At 65.4% G+C, this 16813-nt stretch carries 21 protein-coding genes; 4 read left to right on the top strand and 17 right to left on the bottom strand.

What is annotated here, in order from left to right; translation table 11 throughout:
* Positions 1-20: 20 nt before the first annotated feature.
* Complete coding sequence (locus tag OH686_RS09965) at positions 21-569, top strand: RDD family protein (RefSeq protein WP_289538921.1); 549 nt, start codon at positions 21-23, stop codon at positions 567-569.
* Positions 570-584: 15 nt separating this feature from the next.
* On the opposite strand, the gene OH686_RS09960 is transcribed toward OH686_RS09965, so the two are convergent.
* The 10 genes from OH686_RS09960 to ubiE form a co-directional block, all read right to left on the bottom strand.
* Positions 585-1007, bottom strand: coding sequence for a UPF0158 family protein (locus OH686_RS09960; protein WP_289538202.1), 423 nt, complete (start codon positions 1005-1007; stop codon positions 585-587).
* A 78-nt stretch (positions 1008-1085) separates the two neighbouring features.
* Positions 1086-1793, bottom strand: a complete 708-nt coding sequence (locus OH686_RS09955) for a 16S rRNA (uracil(1498)-N(3))-methyltransferase (RefSeq protein WP_289538200.1) — start codon at positions 1791-1793, stop codon at positions 1086-1088.
* Entirely contained in the window at positions 1790-2563 is a 774-nt protein-coding gene (gene tatC, locus OH686_RS09950; protein WP_289538198.1) for a twin-arginine translocase subunit TatC, read from the bottom strand. Before tatC ends, OH686_RS09955 begins: the two co-directional genes overlap by 4 nt.
* Entirely contained in the window at positions 2560-2934 is a 375-nt protein-coding gene (tatB, locus tag OH686_RS09945) for a Sec-independent protein translocase protein TatB (RefSeq protein ID WP_289538196.1), read from the bottom strand. Before tatB ends, tatC begins: the two co-directional genes overlap by 4 nt.
* Before the next feature lie 3 nt (positions 2935-2937).
* Positions 2938-3186: a twin-arginine translocase TatA/TatE family subunit gene (locus tag OH686_RS09940; protein ID WP_289538195.1), complete on the bottom strand. Its 249-nt coding sequence runs from the start codon at positions 3184-3186 to the stop codon at positions 2938-2940.
* A gap of 21 nt (positions 3187-3207) precedes the next feature.
* Entirely contained in the window at positions 3208-3546 is a 339-nt protein-coding gene (locus tag OH686_RS09935; RefSeq protein WP_137973497.1) for a phosphoribosyl-ATP diphosphatase, read from the bottom strand.
* Positions 3539-3937 carry a phosphoribosyl-AMP cyclohydrolase gene (gene hisI, locus OH686_RS09930; protein ID WP_137973496.1) on the bottom strand — a complete coding sequence of 133 codons (399 nt, stop codon included), beginning with the start codon at positions 3935-3937 and terminating at the stop codon, positions 3539-3541. Before hisI ends, OH686_RS09935 begins: the two co-directional genes overlap by 8 nt.
* Positions 3938-4044: 107 nt before the next feature.
* Positions 4045-5640 carry a ubiquinone biosynthesis regulatory protein kinase UbiB gene (gene ubiB / locus OH686_RS09925; RefSeq protein ID WP_289538194.1) on the bottom strand — a complete coding sequence of 532 codons (1596 nt, stop codon included), beginning with the start codon at positions 5638-5640 and terminating at the stop codon, positions 4045-4047.
* Positions 5637-6251 carry a ubiquinone biosynthesis accessory factor UbiJ gene (locus OH686_RS09920; protein WP_289538193.1) on the bottom strand — a complete coding sequence of 205 codons (615 nt, stop codon included), beginning with the start codon at positions 6249-6251 and terminating at the stop codon, positions 5637-5639. The genes ubiB and OH686_RS09920 overlap by 4 nt, the downstream gene beginning before the upstream one ends.
* Positions 6251-7021: a bifunctional demethylmenaquinone methyltransferase/2-methoxy-6-polyprenyl-1,4-benzoquinol methylase UbiE gene (ubiE, locus tag OH686_RS09915; RefSeq protein WP_192399288.1), complete on the bottom strand. Its 771-nt coding sequence runs from the start codon at positions 7019-7021 to the stop codon at positions 6251-6253. Before ubiE ends, OH686_RS09920 begins: the two co-directional genes overlap by 1 nt.
* Before the next feature lie 115 nt (positions 7022-7136).
* Between ubiE and OH686_RS09910 the strand changes: the two genes are divergently transcribed.
* The 3 genes from OH686_RS09910 to OH686_RS09900 all read left to right on the top strand — a co-directional run bounded on the left by OH686_RS09910 (position 7137) and on the right by OH686_RS09900 (position 8820).
* Entirely contained in the window at positions 7137-7415 is a 279-nt protein-coding gene (locus OH686_RS09910) for a polyhydroxyalkanoic acid system family protein (protein ID WP_289538192.1), read from the top strand.
* Positions 7416-7511: 96 nt separating this feature from the next.
* Positions 7512-7964 carry a phasin family protein gene (locus OH686_RS09905; protein ID WP_289538191.1) on the top strand — a complete coding sequence of 151 codons (453 nt, stop codon included), beginning with the start codon at positions 7512-7514 and terminating at the stop codon, positions 7962-7964.
* A 10-nt stretch (positions 7965-7974) separates the two neighbouring features.
* On the top strand, positions 7975-8820 hold the full coding sequence (locus OH686_RS09900; RefSeq protein WP_289538190.1) for a phasin family protein: 846 nt from the start codon (positions 7975-7977) through the stop codon (positions 8818-8820).
* A gap of 78 nt (positions 8821-8898) precedes the next feature.
* On the opposite strand, the gene OH686_RS09895 is transcribed toward OH686_RS09900, so the two are convergent.
* From OH686_RS09895 to hslV, 7 genes are all read right to left on the bottom strand, one after another.
* Entirely contained in the window at positions 8899-9513 is a 615-nt protein-coding gene (locus tag OH686_RS09895; protein WP_289538189.1) for a TetR/AcrR family transcriptional regulator, read from the bottom strand.
* Between the two features lie 78 nt (positions 9514-9591).
* Entirely contained in the window at positions 9592-11274 is a 1683-nt protein-coding gene (gene phaC, locus OH686_RS09890; RefSeq protein ID WP_289538188.1) for a class II poly(R)-hydroxyalkanoic acid synthase, read from the bottom strand.
* A gap of 157 nt (positions 11275-11431) precedes the next feature.
* Positions 11432-12289 carry a poly(3-hydroxyalkanoate) depolymerase gene (gene phaZ, locus OH686_RS09885; protein ID WP_192399294.1) on the bottom strand — a complete coding sequence of 286 codons (858 nt, stop codon included), beginning with the start codon at positions 12287-12289 and terminating at the stop codon, positions 11432-11434.
* A gap of 159 nt (positions 12290-12448) precedes the next feature.
* Positions 12449-14128, bottom strand: coding sequence for a class II poly(R)-hydroxyalkanoic acid synthase (phaC, locus tag OH686_RS09880; RefSeq protein ID WP_289538187.1), 1680 nt, complete (start codon positions 14126-14128; stop codon positions 12449-12451).
* A gap of 313 nt (positions 14129-14441) precedes the next feature.
* Positions 14442-14813: a gamma-butyrobetaine hydroxylase family protein gene (locus tag OH686_RS09875; RefSeq protein ID WP_289538186.1), complete on the bottom strand. Its 372-nt coding sequence runs from the start codon at positions 14811-14813 to the stop codon at positions 14442-14444.
* Between the two features lie 52 nt (positions 14814-14865).
* Complete coding sequence (gene hslU / locus OH686_RS09870; protein ID WP_137973484.1) at positions 14866-16206, bottom strand: ATP-dependent protease ATPase subunit HslU; 1341 nt, start codon at positions 16204-16206, stop codon at positions 14866-14868.
* Positions 16207-16229: 23 nt separating this feature from the next.
* Entirely contained in the window at positions 16230-16760 is a 531-nt protein-coding gene (gene hslV, locus OH686_RS09865; RefSeq protein ID WP_068824557.1) for an ATP-dependent protease subunit HslV, read from the bottom strand.
* Positions 16761-16813: the final 53 nt, after the last annotated feature.

Below are 16813 nucleotides of genomic sequence, written 5' to 3'. Positions count from 1 at the left end.
TCCAAACGGAGTGAGTGGACATGGAAGATAGTCGCATCAATCGCTTTACCTACGAGCACCATGGCACCGGCCAGCAATACCAGCTGGTCGGCATGCTCGACCGCGGGGCCGGCGCCCTGCTGGACTTCCTGTTGCTGTTGATCCTGTCTGGCACTGGTCTGTTTGGCGCAGTGCTGCTGATGCGCTTCGCTGCCGATGCCAGCGGTCTGCTCGCCCTGCTAAGCGAGATGTCGCTACTGCTGCTGGGGCCGGTCTACTTCCTGCTTTGCTGGTATTGCTGGGGCAAGACTCCTGGGATGAGGGCGATAGATGCGGAGCTGGTGGATCGTCGCACTCTGGAGCGGCCGGTTTGGTGGCGGCTGGTGCTGCGCTACGTGGTCTTCATGGCATTGTTTGTCGTGCTAGGCGGCTATGCCTTCCTCTTGCTGGCGGTCTGGATGAGCGTGGATAAGCGCAAACAGGGGCCGCATGATCGTCTCGCCGGCACCCTGGTCATTCTGCGGGTGCCGCCGAAGCCTCGGGCGGATAGCTCTGCCGGGTCGGATGGCTCGCTAGAACCCTTGGCCTGAATCGCCGAGTGCTGCTTAGTGCAGCGGTCGGGCCGGCTGCAGTTCGTTCTGTTCCAGCCAGTCCTGCGCCAGCTCGCGCAGGCGTTCGGCCTCGAAGCTCTGCCAGGCCTGTAGCAGTGTTGGGTACTGCATCAGTGCATGGATGAAGGTGCGCGCCGGGCGGCGGCCCTCCAGAGCCTGCTCCAGTTCGCCATAGGCGTGCGGGTGGATGACCTCGGCGAGGAACTCACGCATCAGCTCCAGGCCGTCCTGCTGGTCCAGCGGCTCGACCAGCAGGAAGCGCTCCGGCTCGCTGCGCAACAGCGTTTCCAGCTCGGGATCGGCGTCTTCTTCGGGGATCAGCAGCACCTTGCCGCTGAGCAGGTCGAGGTAGTGATCGAGGCCCTCGGTGTTGAGGGCGCAGGCCAGTTGGTCCAGATCGATGGTCAGTGGGCGCATGATCGGCTTCTCGACGGCTGAGGATGCCGTCAGCCTAAGCCGGCCACTGTTTCAGAACAACAGCGTTTCGTGCGGGGCTCAGAACAGGCGTGCCAGCAGCGCCGTGACCGCCGTTTCCACGCGCAGGATGCGCTCACCCAGCTGCACCGGCTGCAGGCCGGCCTCTTGCAACTTGTCCACCTCGTAGGGGATCCAGCCGCCTTCCGGACCGATGGCCAGGGTCACCGCTTCGCTGACCGCCCGTGGGCAGGCGGGGAAATCACCGGGGTGGCCGACCAGGCCCAGGGTGCCGGCGGCGATCGCCGGCAGGCGGTCTTCGACGAAGGGCTTGAAGCGCTTCTCGACGACCACCTCGGGCAGCACGGTGTCGCGGGCCTGTTCCAGGCCGAGGATCAGCTGCTCGCGGATGGTCTCCGGTTCGAGAAAGGGGGTCTGCCAGAAGCTCTTCTCCACCCGGTAGCTGTTGAGCAGCACCAGGCGCGGCACGCCCATGGCGGCTACGGTCTGCAGCACGCGCTTGAGCATCTTTGGCCGGGGCAGGGCCAGCAGCAGGGTCAGCGGCAGCTTGGCCGGTGGCGGCTGGTCCAGCTCTACCTGCAGTTCGGCGTGCTGCTCGTCCAGGGCCAGCAGGGTGCCGCGGCCCATCAGGCCACCGAGGCGGCCGACGCGCAGCTGGTCGCCGGCCTCGGCACGATGCACTTCGTGCAGGTGCTTGAGGCGCCGGCCTTCGAGCACGGCGCGATCGGCCGCGACGAAGTCGGCGTCTTCCAGTAGCAGCAGGTTCATTGCAGCGGGGCGGGCGGCTGGTCGTCGGACTCGACTTCGTCGTGGTCGCTACGCTTGCGCACCAGGCCGCCGAAGAACAGGCCGACCTCGAACAGCAGCCACATGGGCACGGCCAGCAGGGTCTGCGAGAAGATGTCCGGCGGAGTGAGGATCATGCCGACCACGAAGCAGCCGACGATCACGTAGGGTCGGCTCTTCTTCAGGGTGTCGATGTCGATGATGCCGACCCACAGCACCAGGAAGGTCGCCACCGGGATCTCGAAGGCCACGCCGAAGGCGAAGAACAGGGTCAGGACGAAGTCCAGGTACTCGTTGATGTCGGTCATCATCGCCACCCCTTCCGGGGTCACGCTGGCGAAGAAGTGGAACATCAGCGGAAACACCAGGAAGTAGGCGAAGGCCATGCCGCCATAGAACAGGAAGATGCTGGAGACTAGCAGCGGCATGGCGATGCGCTTCTCGTGCTTGTACAGCCCGGGCGCGATGAAGCCCCACACCTGGTGCAGGATGATCGGGATGGCGAGGAACAGCGCGCACCACGCGGTCAGCTTGAACGGGGTGAGGAAGGGCGAGGCGACGCCAGTGGCGATCATCGTCGCGCCTTCGGGCAGGTAGGCGCGCAGCGGCGCCGAGACGATGGTGTAGATGTCCTGGGCGAAGTAGAACAGCCCGGCGAACACGATGAAGATGGCGATCACGCAGCGCAGCAGGCGTGAGCGCAGCTCGGTGAGGTGCGCTACCAGGGGCATCTCGCTGTTCTGTTCGGTCATGGCTGGCGCGGCGGCTCCGGATTGGCTGGGGAAGGGGCCGGGGGAGTGGCGGGTGCGCTGGTCGTCGGGGTGACGGGCGCCTCAGCCTCGGGCTGCGGCTCCTGCGCGGCAATGACGGGCGGCGCCGGTGGCTGGATCGACTGCTTGAGCTCGCGCTCCATCTGCAGGATCTGCTCGTTGTGCAGCTGCCGACGAATCTCGTCGGCGCCCATCTCGCGCTCCACTTCCGCCTTGATCGCGCCGAAGCTGCGCTTCAGCCGGCCGATCCACAGGCCGGCGGTGCGAGCCGCACCGGGCAGGCGCTCGGGGCCGAAGACGATCAACGCCACCAGCCCGACCAGCAGCAGCTCGGAGAAGCCGATATCGAACACGCGTCAGTCCTTACGGGCCGGCTCTTCGACCTTCTGCGCCTGGGCGTCGATGGTCTGCGGCTTGTGCAGCTGCTCGTTGCTGGCGGCCGGCGCAGGCTCGGCGGGCTTGTCTTCCTCGGTGTTCATCGCCTTGCGGAAGCCCTTGATGGTCTCGCCCAGGTCGGAACCGAGGTTCTTCAGGCGCTTGGTGCCGAACACCAGCACCACCACGATCAGAATGACTACCCAGTGTTTCCAGTCGAAAATGCCCATGCATCAGTCCTCGAAAAATGATCAGTCGGAAGTTGTGGGGCGCGCCGCTTTCTCGTCGTGCCCGGAAAGACCGAAGCGCCGATCCAGCTCGTCCAGCACGGCCTGCGGATGCTGGCCGAGGGCGGCGAGCATGACCAGGCTGTGGAACCAGAGGTCCGCGGTTTCGTAGATCAGGTCGCTGCAATCGCCGTTGATGGCCGCGTCCTTGGCCGCAAGAATGGTCTCGACCGACTCTTCGCCGACCTTCTCCAGAATCTTGTTCAGGCCCTTGTGATACAGGCTGGCCACGTAGGAGCTGTCCGGCGCCGCGCCTTTGCGCGCCTCCAGCACCTCGGCCAGGCGGGTGAGGGTGTCACTCATGCTTGTGTCCCTGGTAGATGGCATGCGGGTCTTTCAGTACCGGATCGACGCTGTGCCACGCACCATCTTCCCAGACCCGGTAAAAGCAACTTTCACGCCCGGTGTGGCAGGCGATGCCGCCGATCTGCTCGACCAGCAGGATGATCACGTCGGCGTCGCAGTCCAGCCGCAGCTCGTGCAGCTTCTGCACATGGCCGGAGTCTTCGCCCTTGCGCCACAGCTTGCCACGCGAACGTGACCAGTAGATGGCGCGCTGTTCGGCGGCGGTGAGGGTCAGGGCCTCGCGGTTCATCCAGGCCATCATCAGCACGCGGCCGGTCTTGTGGTCCTGGGCGATGGCCGGGACCAGGCCATCCTCGTTCCAGCGAATTTCGTCGAGCCAGTCGGTCATTTCTCAATCCACCCGTTGCCGGGCACTTCGGTGGCGCGGGCATTGCGCCGGTGGTGCACCCTGTTGGTGCCTGAAACAGCCAGTGTGCCAGCCGGGCGCGATACTGGCTATCGGCGCAGGATCAGCGCCAGTCCGGCCGCCAGGCTGAGCCAGGCGGCCCAGGCCGTCGGAGCCAGCGCCAGGCCCTGGCTAACGCCGCCGGCCACCAGGGCCGCGCCGAGTAGGCGCAGCGGCCACTGGTCGCGCTGCTCGCGCCACGGTGGTGGCGGGTCGCTGGCGTGCGGCTGGCTCATGCGTTCGAGCATGTCGCGGGCCATGTGGGCGAAGTGCGGCACCTGTTCGGCCTGGCTCTGCAGGTTATGCAGCAGGTTGCGCGGGCTGACGCGCTCGCGCATCCAGCGTTCGAGGAACGGCTGGGCGGTGCTCCACAGGTCCAGGTCCGGGTACAGCTGGCGGCCGAGGCCCTCGATGTTGAGCAGGGTCTTCTGCAGTAGCACCAGTTGCGGCTGCACCTCCATGTTGAAGCGCCGTGCGGTCTGGAACAGGCGCAGCAGCAGCTGGCCGAAGGAGATGTCCTTCAGCGGCTTCTCGAAGATCGGCTCGCACACGGTGCGGATGGCCGCCTCGAAGTCGTTGACCCGGGTTTCCGCCGGCACCCAGCCGGAGTCGATGTGCAGCTGCGCGACCTTGCGGTAGTCGCGCTTGAAGAAGGCGATCAGGTTGCGCGCCAGGTAGTCCTGGTCCTCGGGGGTGAGGCTACCGACGATGCCGCAGTCGATGGCGATGTACTGCGGGCTCCACGGCGTGCGGGTGGCGACGAAGATGTTGCCGGGGTGCATGTCGGCGTGGAAGAAGCTGTCGCGGAACACCTGGGTGAAGAAAATCTCCACGCCGCGCTCGGCCAGCAGTTTCATGTTGGTGCGCTGGTCGGCCAGGGTCGCCAGGTCGGTCACCGGCACGCCGTAGATGCGCTCCATCACCAGCACCTTGGGCCGGCACCAGTCCCAGTGCACCTGGGGCACATAGAGCAGCGGCGAGTCCTGGAAGTTGCGCCGCAGCTGGCTGGCGTTGGCCGCCTCGCGCAGCAGGTCGAGCTCGTCGTAGATGGTCTTCTCGTAGTCCGATACCACCTCCACCGGGCGCAGGCGGCGGGCGTCGGCCGAGGCCTTCTCGGCGATGCGCGCGGCGAGGAACAGCCAGGCCAGATCGGAACGTATGATCGGCCGCAGGTTGGGGCGGATCACCTTGACCACCACTTCCTCGCCGCTCTTCAGCTGCGCGGCGTGCACCTGGGCGATGGAGGCGGAGGCCAGCGGGGCCACGTCGAAGCGGGCGAACACTTCGCCAACCTTGGCGCCGAGCTGCTGCTCGATGCGCTCCACGGCGTGCTCCGGATCGAACGGCGGCACCTGGTCCTGCAGGCGTGCCAGCTCGTCAGCCACGTCCGGCGGCAGCAGGTCGCGGCGGCTGGAGAGCAGTTGGCCGAACTTGATGAAGATCGGCCCGAGGTCTTCCAGCGCCAGACGCAGGGCCTCGCCGCGACTCAGTTCCAGCTTGCGCCGCGGCAGCCAGCGCCAGGGCAGGGCGAAGCGCAGGGCGCGCATCCAGGTGGGCAGCGGCAGGTTGAGCAGCAGGTCGTCCAGGCGGTAGCGGATGACCACGCGCAGGATGCGCAGCAGGCGGCGGGTGGCGAGCAGCTTCATGCGTCGGGTTTCATTCTTCTGGCGAGGCGCTCGAGGCGGGCGTCGAGGCGGTCGAGGGCGAGCTTGAGGTCGTCCAGTTCGGTAAAGCGGGCCTGGGCTTCGCGCTCGCCGACCAGGCTGCGCGACTCCTCGGCCAGGTAGTCGGCGAGGGTCTGGCGCAGGCTGTCGAGGCTGTCGCCGGCCCAGTTGACGCGGCTGCGCAGGTGGCCGGCGAGCAGCGTGCTGCCGACCGGGCCGAGCCAGCGCGACAGCTCGTATTCCCAGTCCAGCTCCAGGTCCTGGAGGATGCCGGCCAGTTCCAGCAGCACGGCGCTGTCGCCACTCAGGGTGACGTCGGGGCGGTGCAGGATGGCGGTCTTGTCCTTGGCCAGCGCCAGGCGCAGCAGGCTGCTGGCCGGGGCGCTGAGGGTGCAGTCGGCGTCGCCCCACTGGCTGGCCAGTTGCAGGCCGTCTGCGCCGGGCAGGATGAACAGCTTGAGCGCGGGGCTCTGGCAGTCGACTTCGATCACCGTACCTTCCAGCCGGGCCAGACGCGGCAGCGCGGTGCTGTCCATCTGCAGCACGCGGTTGAGGCCGAGCTCGACGCCGGCCAGCAGACCGGTGAGCAGCATCAGGGTTTGATACCGCGGTGCAGGGCGACGATGCCGCCGGTCATGTTGTGGTAGGTGACGCGCTCGAAGCCGGCCTCGACCATCATGGCCTTGAGGGTCTCCTGATCCGGGTGCATACGGATGGATTCGGCCAGGTAGCGGTAGCTGTCGGAGTCGTTGGTGATCAGCTTGCCGGCCAGCGGCATGAAGCTGAACGAGTAGGTGTCGTAGACCTTGGCCAGCAGCGGGTTGCCGGGCTTGGAGAACTCCAGCACCAGCAGGCGGCCACCGGGCTTGAGCACGCGCAGCATGGAGCGCAGGGCATCTTCCTTGTGGGTGACGTTGCGCAGGCCGAAGGCGATGGTGACCACGTCGAAATGGTTGTCCGGGAACGGCAGCTTCTCGGCATCGGCCTGGACGAACACCACGTTGCCGGCCACGCCCTTGTCCAGCAGGCGATCACGGCCGACCTTGAGCATCGAGTCGTTGATGTCGGCCAGCACCACCTCGCCGGTCGGGCCGACCAGGCTGGAGAATTTGCGGGTGAGGTCGCCGGTGCCGCCGGCGATATCCAGCACGCGATTGCCCGGACGCACGCCGGACAGCTCGATGGTGAAGCGTTTCCACAGGCGGTGCAGGCCGCCGGAGAGTACGTCGTTCATCAGGTCGTACTTGGCCGCCACCGAGTGGAAGACTTCCGCCACCTTCTCCGCCTTCTGGCTTTCCGGCACATCCTGGAAGCCGAAGTGGGTGGTCTGTTCCTGCTCTGGGGCCTTGCGCGGGTCGTTCATGTCGCCGTCACCTGAATCGAAGTGGCGGCCATTCTAAACCCGTGGCCGGCCTTTGTCTTGGCGCCGGGCGGAGCTGATATAGTCGCGTGACACAAGGTCGCAGCAGGAGTCGCGCATGTCCCGCATCACCGTCGAACGCACCCATTCCCTCGGCCTGGCCGTAGCCCGCGAGAAGGCCGAGGCGCTGGCCCAGCGCCTGGCCAGCGAGTACGACGTGAAGTACCGCTGGAGCGGCGACATCCTGGAGTTCAAGCGCAGCGGCGCCGACGGCACCATCGCGGTGGGCGATTCCAGCGTGCGTGTGGAGCTCAAGCTCGGTCTGCTGCTGTCCGCCCTGGGCGGCACCATCAGGCGCGAGATCGAGGAGACCCTCGACAAGCATCTGCAGGCCTGACGGTCCCTAGTATGTGATTTCTAATTTTCTTCACTACCTTGCGCTCAAGTCCTGGTACAGGACGACCAGTCCATCACTTTGAGCAAGAGGTGCACCATGGCCACTAAAGTTGCCGCGAAGAAGAAAGTCGCTGTTGAGAAAGTCGAAGACAAACTCACCGTTCTGACCGACGTCAAAGCCTATGCCCGCAAGGTCTGGCTGGCCGGTCTGGGTGCCTACGCCAAGGCCGGTGCCGAGGGCGCCGATTACTTCAAGGAGCTGGTCAAGGCCGGCGAAGGCGTCGAGAAGCAGGGCAAGAAACTGGTGAACGAGCAGGTCGATGCCGCCAACAGCCAGATCGAGTCCCAGCTCAAGAGCGTCAAGAACAGCGTCTCCGAAGTCAAAGGCAAGGTCGAAGTGCAATTCGACAAGATCGAAAAGGCCTTCGACAATCGTGTAGCCAGCGCTCTGAACCGTCTGGGTATTCCCTCCAAGCAGGATGTTGAGGCACTCTCTGCTAAGCTGGACGAGTTGAATGCTTTGCTTGAGCGAGTGGCGCGTACCCAATAAGGAGAGCAGGATGGCTGTTAAGAAACCTACCGCTGCAAAACCGGCGGCTAAACCGGCAGTGAAGAAACCGGCTGCCAAGAAGGAAAGCAACTCCTGGATCGGCGAGATCGAGAAGTACTCGCGCCAGATCTGGCTGGCCGGCCTCGGCGCCTATTCCAAGATCAGCAACGACGGCAACAAGCTGTTCGATGGCCTGGTCAAGGACGGCGAGAAGGCCGAGAAGAAAGCCAAGACCGAAGTCGACAAGCAACTGGGTGTGGTCAAGTCCAGCGTCGGCAGCACCGTCGGTTCGGCCAAGTCGAAAGTCGACGAAGTCAAAGGCAAGGCCATCGGCAAATGGAGCGAACTGGAAGAGGCTTTCGACAAGCGTCTTAACAGCGCCATCTCCCGTCTGGGTGTACCGAGCCGCAACGAAGTGAAGTCGCTGCAGACCAAGGTCGACAGCCTGACCAAGCAGATCGAAAAGCTCACCGGTGTATCGGTGAAGTCGGTCAAACCGGTCGCCAAGGCCGCCGCCAAGCCGGCAGCCAAACCTGCTGCTAAGCCAGCCGCCAAGGCCGCCGCTAAACCGGCCGCCAAGCCCGCTGCCAAAGCTGCCGCCAAGCCGGCTGCTAAGCCTGCGGCCAAGGCTGCTGCCAAACCAGCCGCCAAGCCTGCGGCGAAACCGGCTGCAGCCAAGCCCGCTGCAAAACCGGCCGCCAAGCCGGCTGCCGCGAAGAAGCCGGCGGTGAAGAAAGCCGCTGCGCCGAAGCCGGCCGCCAAACCGGTCGCTGCCAAGCCCGCCGTTCCGGCGCCGGCTCCGGCTGCTACCCCGGCTCCGACCGCTGCACCGGCAACGCCCGCAACTCCGTCCTGATTCCCTCAGGATGTACAAACGCCCGGCCCAGTGCCGGGCGTTTGCATTTCAGGGGCAGAGAAAATGCTGTGAGGGGTTTCAGGCTTCCAGATAGCGGTGGGCGATGCGTTCGGCGGCGTGGCGCGATTCGTCGGTGAGATGCGGGGCGACCAGCATCATGATCTGGAACACCACCAGGCGCACTTCGCCGCTGGCGCCGAGGATGCGTTGGTAGTCGAGAGAGAACAGCAGGGTCAGGGTGATCTGCTCCACCAGCTGGCCGAGCGCCTCGGTATCGCTGCGCAGCTGGCCCAGGGCCTTGAGGCGCGCCAGCAGGCTGGCCAGGGTGCGCTTGAGCAGGTTCAGCCACTGGCGGACGCCACGCGCCAGCTTGGGCAGGCGGCCGGAGAGGTTGGACAGGTCCTGGAACAGGAAGCGGTACGAGGCCAGGCGCTCGACGATCAGGTGCAGGAACAGCCAGTAGTCCTCGGCGCCCAGCTCGGCTTCGGCGGGCGGGTCGAGCAACGGCGCCAGTTCGCCCTGGAAGCGCTCGAACAGCTCCATCACCAGCGGCTCCTTGCCATGGAAGTGGTAATAGAGATTGCCCGGACTGATGCCCATCTCGGTGGCGATTTCGAGGGTGGAGACGTTGGGTTCGCCCTGGTCGTTGAATAGCTGCAGGGCGGTTTCGAGAATGCGGTCGCGGGTCTTCATTCCATGATCTTGTAGGGCCGCTGGAGCTTCGACGATAACCGGCCGGGCTTGCGCCCGGCCAGTGTTTTTCGCCGCGTCTCAGCGCACGTGGACATAGGTTCCGGGGGCTGCTTCCATCGCCGGGTATTTGTTGCTGCCGACACGGAACACCGTTTCGCGTTGCTCCCCCGAGCGCTGCTGGATCCACTCCAGCCATTGCGGCCACCAGCTGCCCTCGTGCTTCTGCGCGTCGTAGTACCAGGCGCGCGGATCGCTGGTCAGCTTGCCGTTCTCGAAGTAGGTGGCCTTGGGGTTGCTCGGCGGGTTGAGGATGCTCTGGATGTGGCCGCTGTTGGACAGGATGAAGCGGCGGTTGCCGCCGAGCAGCAGCGCCGAGCGGTACACCGTGTCCCAGGGGGTGATGTGGTCGTTGATGCCGGCGACGCTGAAGCTGTCCAGGTTGACCTTGGACAGGTCGATCGGCGTGCCGCAGACCTCCAGAGCGCCGATGCGGGTCAGCGGGTTGTGCTTGAACAGGTCGAGCAGGTCGCCGTGCAGGGCGGCCGGCAGGCGGGTGTTGTCGTTGTTCCAGTAGAGGATGTCGAACGCCGGCGGCTCCTTGCCCATCAGGTAGTTGTTGACCCAGTAGTTCCAGATCAGGTCGTTGGGGCGCATCCAGGCGAACACCCGGGACATGTCGCGGCCATCGAGCACGCCACTCTGGTAGGAGCGACGCTTGGCCGACTCCAGGGTCTGCTCGTCGGCGAACAGCATCGCCGGGCTCTCCACCTGACTGTCCAGCAGGCTGACCATGTAGGTGGCGCAGCCGATCTTGCGCAGCTGGCGCTTGGCCTGCAGGTGGCCCTGCAGGGCGGCGATGGTCAGGCCACCGGCGCATGCGCCCATCAGGTTGACCTCCTTGCTGCCGCTGATGGCGCGGCACACGTCGGTGGCGTCCTCCACGGCCTGCACATAGCTCGACAGGCCCCACTCGCGATGGCGAGCGTCCGGATTGCGCCAGCTGATCATGAACACCTGCAGGCCGTTCTTCAGGCAGTACTGGACGAAGCTCTTCTCCGGGCTGAGGTCGAAGATGTAGAACTTGTTGATCTGCGGCGGTACGACTAGCAGCGGGCGCTCGTACTGCTTTTCGCTCATCGGCTTGTAGTGGATCAGCTCGAACATCTCGCTGCGGAACACCACCGAGCCGGGGGTGATGGCCAGATTGCGACCGACCTCGAAGGCGCGCTTGTTGACCTGCTGCGGCATGCCGTTGTTGTGCAGCAAATCGTCGAACAGCTGACGTGCGCCGCGCAGCACACTGGTGCCGCCGCTGTTGAACAGCTCCTTGATCGCCAGCGGGTTGAGCAGGGTGTTGGACGGCGCCAGGGCGTCGTTGAGCAGGGCGAACAGGAAGTGCGCGCGGGTGCGGTCGTCCGGCGACAGGTCGCTCTCGTCGATCCACGCCTTGAGCTGCCTCTGCCACGCCAGGTAGGCCTGCAGGCTGCGTCGATAGAAGGGGTTGAGGTGCCAGGTGGGATCGGCGAAGCGGCTGTCCTGCGGGTTGGGCTGGAAGGGCGTGTCACCGAGCATCACCCGGCCCAACTGTTTGCCGAACGACAGCAAGTGTCGCGTGCTGTGCATCGGCTGGCGCAGGCCCTGGAAGGCCAGGGTGCGCAAGGTGGAAAACAGATCGCGGCCGCGCACGCCGACCATCGCGCTCTGCGCGTTCATGAAGTGTGCGGGTACCGGCATGGATCCCGGTGCAGTCTTGTCTCGCATGGGGCAGGCTCCGTCGTCGAACTGTCACGTCCAGTGACAGCAAGGCTTGTACCAAGGCGCGCCGGAGGGCATTCCAGACTGCCGCGCGAAAAAACTTCCTTGTCCGGCTGGCGTCGCCCTGGGGCGAGCCTGCCGGAGTAGCACTACAGTTGTGCGATCAGTGACTGCGAATCGGCTGCGGCTGCGGATGCATGACCGCGCGCTGCCGTTCCTCCTGGAGGAACTTCATGATGATAGGCGCGACCGCTTCGGCGCGCGTCACGAGGAACAGGTGACCGTCGTCGATCACGTGAAGTTCCGAGTTGGGGATACGCCAGGCCAGCAGGCGCATGTTGACCAGCGGGATGAGCGGGTCATCGTCGCCGGCCAGTACCAGCGTAGGTTGGCGAATGCGATGCAGCCAGTGGATGCTGGTCCAGCCGAGGCCGGCGAACAGCTGCCAGTAATAGCCCATCTTGCCGCCCGAGCGCACCTTGCTGGCATGCGCCAGGGCGAGCTTGGGGTCGCGGCGGAAGGCGCCGCCGTAGATGTCCGGGGCGATGTGCACGCCGTAGGAAGGCTGGATGTAGCGCTTGGGGCTGGCCATGCGCCAGAGCACCTTGGGCTTGCCCGGCACCATCACCGCGCCAGCCGAGGTGGCGGCCAGCACCAGCTTCTTGCAGCGCTCCGGGTAGTCGTGGGCGAACTGTTGCGCCAGGGCGCCGCCCCAGGACACGCCGATGGCGTTGACCTGGCCGTAGTCCAGGTAGTCGAGCATGCGCGCGGCCAACTTGGCCAGGCCGGGGAAGCGGTAGGGCGTGCTCGGGGTGGACGAGCCGCCGACGCCGGGAACGTCGAAGGCGATCACCTCCAGGTCCGGGTCGAGGGCGCGGACAAAAGGCATGACCAGTTCCAGGTTGGCGCCGATGCCGTTGAAGATCAGCAGTGGCGTCAGGCTGCTGCTGCCCGGGCGGACCGCGGTGCGGATGGTCTGGCCGTCCAGCTCGATGGTGCGAAATACAAAAGGTTGCGGCATGCGCTAGGCCCTATACATGGATCTGCGGAGAGCGACCTTCCGAGGCCGCTCGCCAGTCTCCCGCCTTGCGGCGGGCGCCGCCCCGGCCATGGCCGGTTGCGGCGTGCGGCACTTCCGGGTGCCGCGGGCAGTACTGCGCAAGGTGCAGCGTTGCTTGTTTCAGCGTTCGTGTACGTAGGTTCCCGGTGCGGCCTCGCCGGGCGTGTGGGTCTTGTTGCCCAGGCTGGCGGGAGCCTTCTTCAGCTTGCCCGAGCGCTCGGCCAGCCACTGTTGCCAGTGCAGCCACCAGGAGTCGGCGTGCTTGGTGGCCTTCTCCTGCCACTCGCGGGCATTGGCCGCCGGCTCGCTGTTGGTGACGAAGCGTGCCTTCGGGTTGCCCGGTGGGTTGAGGATGCTCTGGATGTGCCCGCTGTTGGACAGCACGAATTCGACCTTGCCGCCGAACAGCAGCGAGGACTTGTAGCAGGCTTCCCACGGGGTGATGTGGTCGGTGGTGCCGGCCACGCAGTAGATGTCGCTGGTGACCTGCTTGAGGTCGATCGGCGTGCCGCAGACTTCCAGGGCGCCGGCGCGGGTCAGCGGGTTGGTCTTGAACAGCTCGATCAGGTCGCCGTGCAGGGCGGCGGGCAGGCGGGTGGTGTCATTGTTCCAGTAAAGGATGTCGAACACCGGCGGCTCGTTGCCCAGCAGGTAGTTGTTGACCCAGTAGTTCCAGATCAGGTCGTTGGGGCGCATCCAGGCGAAGACCTTCGCCATGTCCTTGCCTTCCAGCACGCCGGATTGGTAGGAGCGGCGCTTGGCGGCCTCGAGGGTCTTCTCGTCGGCGAACAGGGCGACCTGGGTGTCCAGCTTGGTGTCGAGCACGCTGACCAGCAGGGTCATCGAGTGGACCTTCTGCTCGCCGGTGGCGGCGTAGTGGCCCAGCAGCGAGGAGATGGTGATGCCGCCGGAGCAGGCACCGAGCATGTTGACGTCCTTGCTGCCAGTGATGCTGGTGACCACGTCGATCGCTTCCTTGAGCGCCTCGATGTAGGTCGACAGGCCCCACTCGCGCTGGGCCTTGGTCGGGTTGCGCCAGCTCACCACGAAGGTCTGCACATGGTTGCGCAGGAGGAAGCGGGCGACGCTCTTCTCCGGCGACAGGTCGAATACATAGAACTTGTTGATCTGCGGCGGTACCACCAGTAGCGGGCGCTCGTGCACCTGCTCGGTGGTCGGCTTGTACTGGATCAGCTCTAGCAGGTCGTTGCGGAAGATCACCGCGCCTTCACTGGTGGCCAGGTTCTTGCCGACCTCGAAGGCCGCCATGTTCACCTGGCTCGGCATGCCGCCGTTGTTGACGATGTCCTTGGCCAGGTGGGAGAGGCCGTCGAGCAGGCTCTTGCCGCCGGTCTCGAAGAAGCGTTTGACCGCGGCCGGGTTGGCCATGCTGTTGGTCGGCGCCATGGCTTCGGTCATTAGGTTGATGACGAAGTGGCCGCGGCTGGTGTCCTGCTCGGAGAGGTTGCTGTCCTCGATCCAGTCGTGCAGTTCCTTGCGCCAGGCCAGGTAGGTCTGCAGGTAGCGGCGGTACAGCGGATTCTGGCTCCAGGCCGGGTCGGCGAAGCGGCGGTCGCCGTCTTCCGGGAGCAGCTCGGATTGGCCGAGCAGTACGTTCTTCAGTTCGAAGGCGAAGTGGGTAACGTGCTTGGCGCTGTGGAACGGTTGCTTGATGGCCTGGGCCAGCACCATTCGGGCAGAAGTGAGTAGATCCTTGCCGCGCAAGCCGATCACCGGGTTCAGACCCAGGGTGTTCTCCGAGGCTTGGCGATGCAGGTCTTCATTATTCTTTTGGGTCATCTACGACGCTCCATTGTCCTGAGACGAATACCAACTGCAGCTGTGTGAAGGGCACAGGGCGAAGGGCTGGTACTGCTCGGGTTTACCGGGTGCGGAACGAACTCCGCGCTTTCTTCGCATTCGCCGGGGCAAATGCATGGAACCTGCCAGTTCCTTGGTTACCCGAGTTTCCGTTTTTGCGCAAGTTCGCGAACACCGATTGCGCGGCGCGCGGGAGTATGCCGAGCGCGATTAGAAAATGCGCTCTAGGCGTGAAACTAATATGGCGGAAGGGGCGAAACAGAGCTTGGCGATGAGCGCTCGCCGGTAAGCCCTAGAGCATCAGTTTGACTACCGACTCGCTCGGGTCGCGGGATTTGCCGGCGCGGGCCAGCTCCTCCAGGTAGTCGGCCCACAGCTGCTCCTGGCGGGTGGCGAGCTGGTAGAGGTAGTCCCAGGTGTACAGGCCGCTGTCGTGACCATCGTCGAAGCACAGTTTCAGTGCATAGTTACCGGCCGGCTCGACGCGGCTCAGGCCGACGTTCTGCTTGCCATGCTGGAGGATGGGTTTGCCGTGGCCCTGCACCTCGGCCGAGGGCGAGTGCACGCGCAGGAATTCGGCGCCGAGGCTGTAGCGTTCGTCGCCATAGGCCAGCTCCAGGGTGCGGGAGGCCTTGTGCAGTTTGATGGCGGTGGGCATGCGCATCGCGGAGAGTCCTGAGGCGGGTGGATAAGGCATTATCCACCCCGCGCGCGCATCAGAGAATGTAGCGCGACAGGTCTTCGTCCTGCGCCAGCTCGCCGAGGTGGCCATTGACGTAGGCGGCGTCGATGCGGATCGGCTCGCCGTTCTGCTGGCCGGCCAGGTCGCCGGCGCTGAAGGAGACTTCCTCCAGCAGGCGCTCGAGCAGGGTATGCAGGCGACGGGCGCCGATGTTCTCGGTCTTCTCGTTGACCTGCCAGGCGATCTCGGCGATGCGCTTGATGCCGTCGGCGGCGAACTCGATGTTCAGCCCCTCGGTCTTCAGCAGCTCGCTGTACTGCTCGGTCAGCGCCGCGTGCGGCTCGGTGAGGATGCGCTCGAAGTCCTCGGGCGACAGCGCCTTGAGTTCGACGCGGATCGGCAGGCGACCCTGCAGTTCGGGCACCAGGTCGCTGGGCTTGGCCAAGTGGAAGGCGCCGGAGGCGATGAACAGGATGTGGTCGGTCTTGACCATGCCCAGCTTGGTGTTGACCGTGCAGCCTTCGATCAGCGGCAGCAGGTCGCGCTGCACCCCTTCGCGGGACACGTCGGCGCCGCCGACATTGGCGCGCTTGGCGACCTTGTCGATCTCGTCGATGAACACGATGCCGTGCTGTTCCACCGCTTCCAGGGCGCGGGCCTTGAGGTCCTCTTCGTTGACCAGGCGCGCGGCTTCCTCGTCGCGCACCAGCTTGAAGGCTTCCTTGACCTTGAGTTTGCGGGTCTTCTTCTTGCCCTTGGTCAGGCCGGAGAACAGGTTCTGCAGCTGGCTGGTCATCTCCTCCATGCCTGGCGGGGTCATGATCTCGACGCCGGCCGGCTGCTCGGCCACCTCTATGTCAATCTCCTTGTCATCCAGCTGGCCTTCGCGCAAGCGCTTGCGGAACAGCTGGCGGGTGTTGGAGTCCTGGCTCGGCGCCGGGTCGTCGTTGAAGCCGACGCGGGCCGGCGGCAGCAGGGCGTCGAGGATGCGCTCCTCGGCGGCGTCCTCGGCGCGGTGGCTCATCTTCTGCACTTCCTGCTCGCGCAGCAGCTTGAGCGCGGCGTCGGCCAGGTCGCGGATGATCGATTCGACGTCACGGCCGACATAGCCGACCTCGGTGAACTTGGTCGCCTCCACCTTGAGGAACGGCGCATTGGCCAGCTTGGCCAGGCGGCGGGCGATCTCGGTCTTGCCGACGCCGGTGGGGCCGATCATCAGGATGTTCTTCGGCGTCACTTCCTGGCGCAGCTCGGCCGGCAGCTGCATGCGCCGCCAGCGGTTGCGCAGGGCGATGGCCACGGCGCGCTTGGCGTCGTCCTGACCGATGATGTGGCGATTGAGCTCGGAAACGATCTCGCGGGGCGTCATGGACATGTAGGTGGCTCCGGAAGCCGCGCTCATTCGGCGCAGTCTTCTTCCTCGATGGTCAGATTCTGGTTAGTGAAGACACAGATGGAGCCGGCAATGTTCAACGCCGTCTCGGTGATTTCGCGGGCGGACAGCTCGGTCTTCTGCAGCAGGGCCATGGCCGCGGCCTGGGCGAAACCGCCGCCGGAACCCATGGCGATCAGGCCGTGTTCGGGTTCGACCACGTCGCCGTTGCCGGTGATGATCAGCGAGGCATCCTTGTTGGCCACCGCCAGCATGGCTTCCAGGCGGCTCAGCGAACGGTCGGTGCGCCAGTCCTTGGCCAGCTCGACGGCGGCCCGTACCAGATGGCCCTGGTGTTTCTCCAGCTGACCCTCGAAGCGCTCGAACAGGGTGAAGGCGTCGGCGGTGGCGCCGGCGAAGCCGGCCAGCACCTGGCCGTGGTAGAGGCGCCGCACCTTCTTGGCGTTGCCCTTCATCACGGTGTTGCCGAGGGAAACCTGGCCGTCGCCGCCCATGACGACTTTGCCATTGCGGCGGACTGAAACGATGGTGGTCAAGGGGTGAATCTCCACGCAGCGGGGCTGATGTGCCCGAATGGAGATCAGATGGG

This window comes from Pseudomonas sp. SO81 (assembly GCF_030374125.1).
GTDB lineage: Bacteria > Pseudomonadota > Gammaproteobacteria > Pseudomonadales > Pseudomonadaceae > Aquipseudomonas.
The sequence above is the reverse complement of the archived record's forward strand: the minus strand, read 5'-3'. Positions and strand labels throughout refer to the sequence as shown.

What these genes read in the sequence shown, in the direction of transcription:
- OH686_RS09965 (WP_289538921.1), top strand. Translation starts at nt 21, where the DNA reads ATGGAAGATAGTCGCATCAATCGCTTTACCTACGAGCACCATGGCACC.
- OH686_RS09960 (WP_289538202.1), bottom strand. Translation starts at nt 1,007, where the DNA reads ATGCGCCCACTGACCATCGATCTGGACCAACTGGCCTGCGCCCTCAAC.
- OH686_RS09955 (WP_289538200.1), bottom strand. Translation starts at nt 1,793, where the DNA reads ATGAACCTGCTGCTACTGGAAGACGCCGACTTCGTCGCGGCCGATCGC.
- tatC (WP_289538198.1), bottom strand. Translation starts at nt 2,563, where the DNA reads ATGACCGAACAGAACAGCGAGATGCCCCTGGTAGCGCACCTCACCGAG.
- OH686_RS09940 (WP_289538195.1), bottom strand. Translation starts at nt 3,186, where the DNA reads ATGGGCATTTTCGACTGGAAACACTGGGTAGTCATTCTGATCGTGGTG.
- OH686_RS09935 (WP_137973497.1), bottom strand. Translation starts at nt 3,546, where the DNA reads ATGAGTGACACCCTCACCCGCCTGGCCGAGGTGCTGGAGGCGCGCAAA.
- hisI (WP_137973496.1), bottom strand. Translation starts at nt 3,937, where the DNA reads ATGACCGACTGGCTCGACGAAATTCGCTGGAACGAGGATGGCCTGGTC.
- ubiB (WP_289538194.1), bottom strand. Translation starts at nt 5,640, where the DNA reads ATGAAGCTGCTCGCCACCCGCCGCCTGCTGCGCATCCTGCGCGTGGTC.
- OH686_RS09920 (WP_289538193.1), bottom strand. Translation starts at nt 6,251, where the DNA reads ATGCTGCTCACCGGTCTGCTGGCCGGCGTCGAGCTCGGCCTCAACCGC.
- ubiE (WP_192399288.1), bottom strand. Translation starts at nt 7,021, where the DNA reads ATGAACGACCCGCGCAAGGCCCCAGAGCAGGAACAGACCACCCACTTC.
- OH686_RS09910 (WP_289538192.1), top strand. Translation starts at nt 7,137, where the DNA reads ATGTCCCGCATCACCGTCGAACGCACCCATTCCCTCGGCCTGGCCGTA.
- OH686_RS09905 (WP_289538191.1), top strand. Translation starts at nt 7,512, where the DNA reads ATGGCCACTAAAGTTGCCGCGAAGAAGAAAGTCGCTGTTGAGAAAGTC.
- OH686_RS09900 (WP_289538190.1), top strand. Translation starts at nt 7,975, where the DNA reads ATGGCTGTTAAGAAACCTACCGCTGCAAAACCGGCGGCTAAACCGGCA.
- OH686_RS09895 (WP_289538189.1), bottom strand. Translation starts at nt 9,513, where the DNA reads ATGAAGACCCGCGACCGCATTCTCGAAACCGCCCTGCAGCTATTCAAC.
- phaC (WP_289538188.1), bottom strand. Translation starts at nt 11,274, where the DNA reads ATGCGAGACAAGACTGCACCGGGATCCATGCCGGTACCCGCACACTTC.
- phaZ (WP_192399294.1), bottom strand. Translation starts at nt 12,289, where the DNA reads ATGCCGCAACCTTTTGTATTTCGCACCATCGAGCTGGACGGCCAGACC.
- phaC (WP_289538187.1), bottom strand. Translation starts at nt 14,128, where the DNA reads ATGACCCAAAAGAATAATGAAGACCTGCATCGCCAAGCCTCGGAGAAC.
- OH686_RS09875 (WP_289538186.1), bottom strand. Translation starts at nt 14,813, where the DNA reads ATGCGCATGCCCACCGCCATCAAACTGCACAAGGCCTCCCGCACCCTG.
- hslU (WP_137973484.1), bottom strand. Translation starts at nt 16,206, where the DNA reads ATGTCCATGACGCCCCGCGAGATCGTTTCCGAGCTCAATCGCCACATC.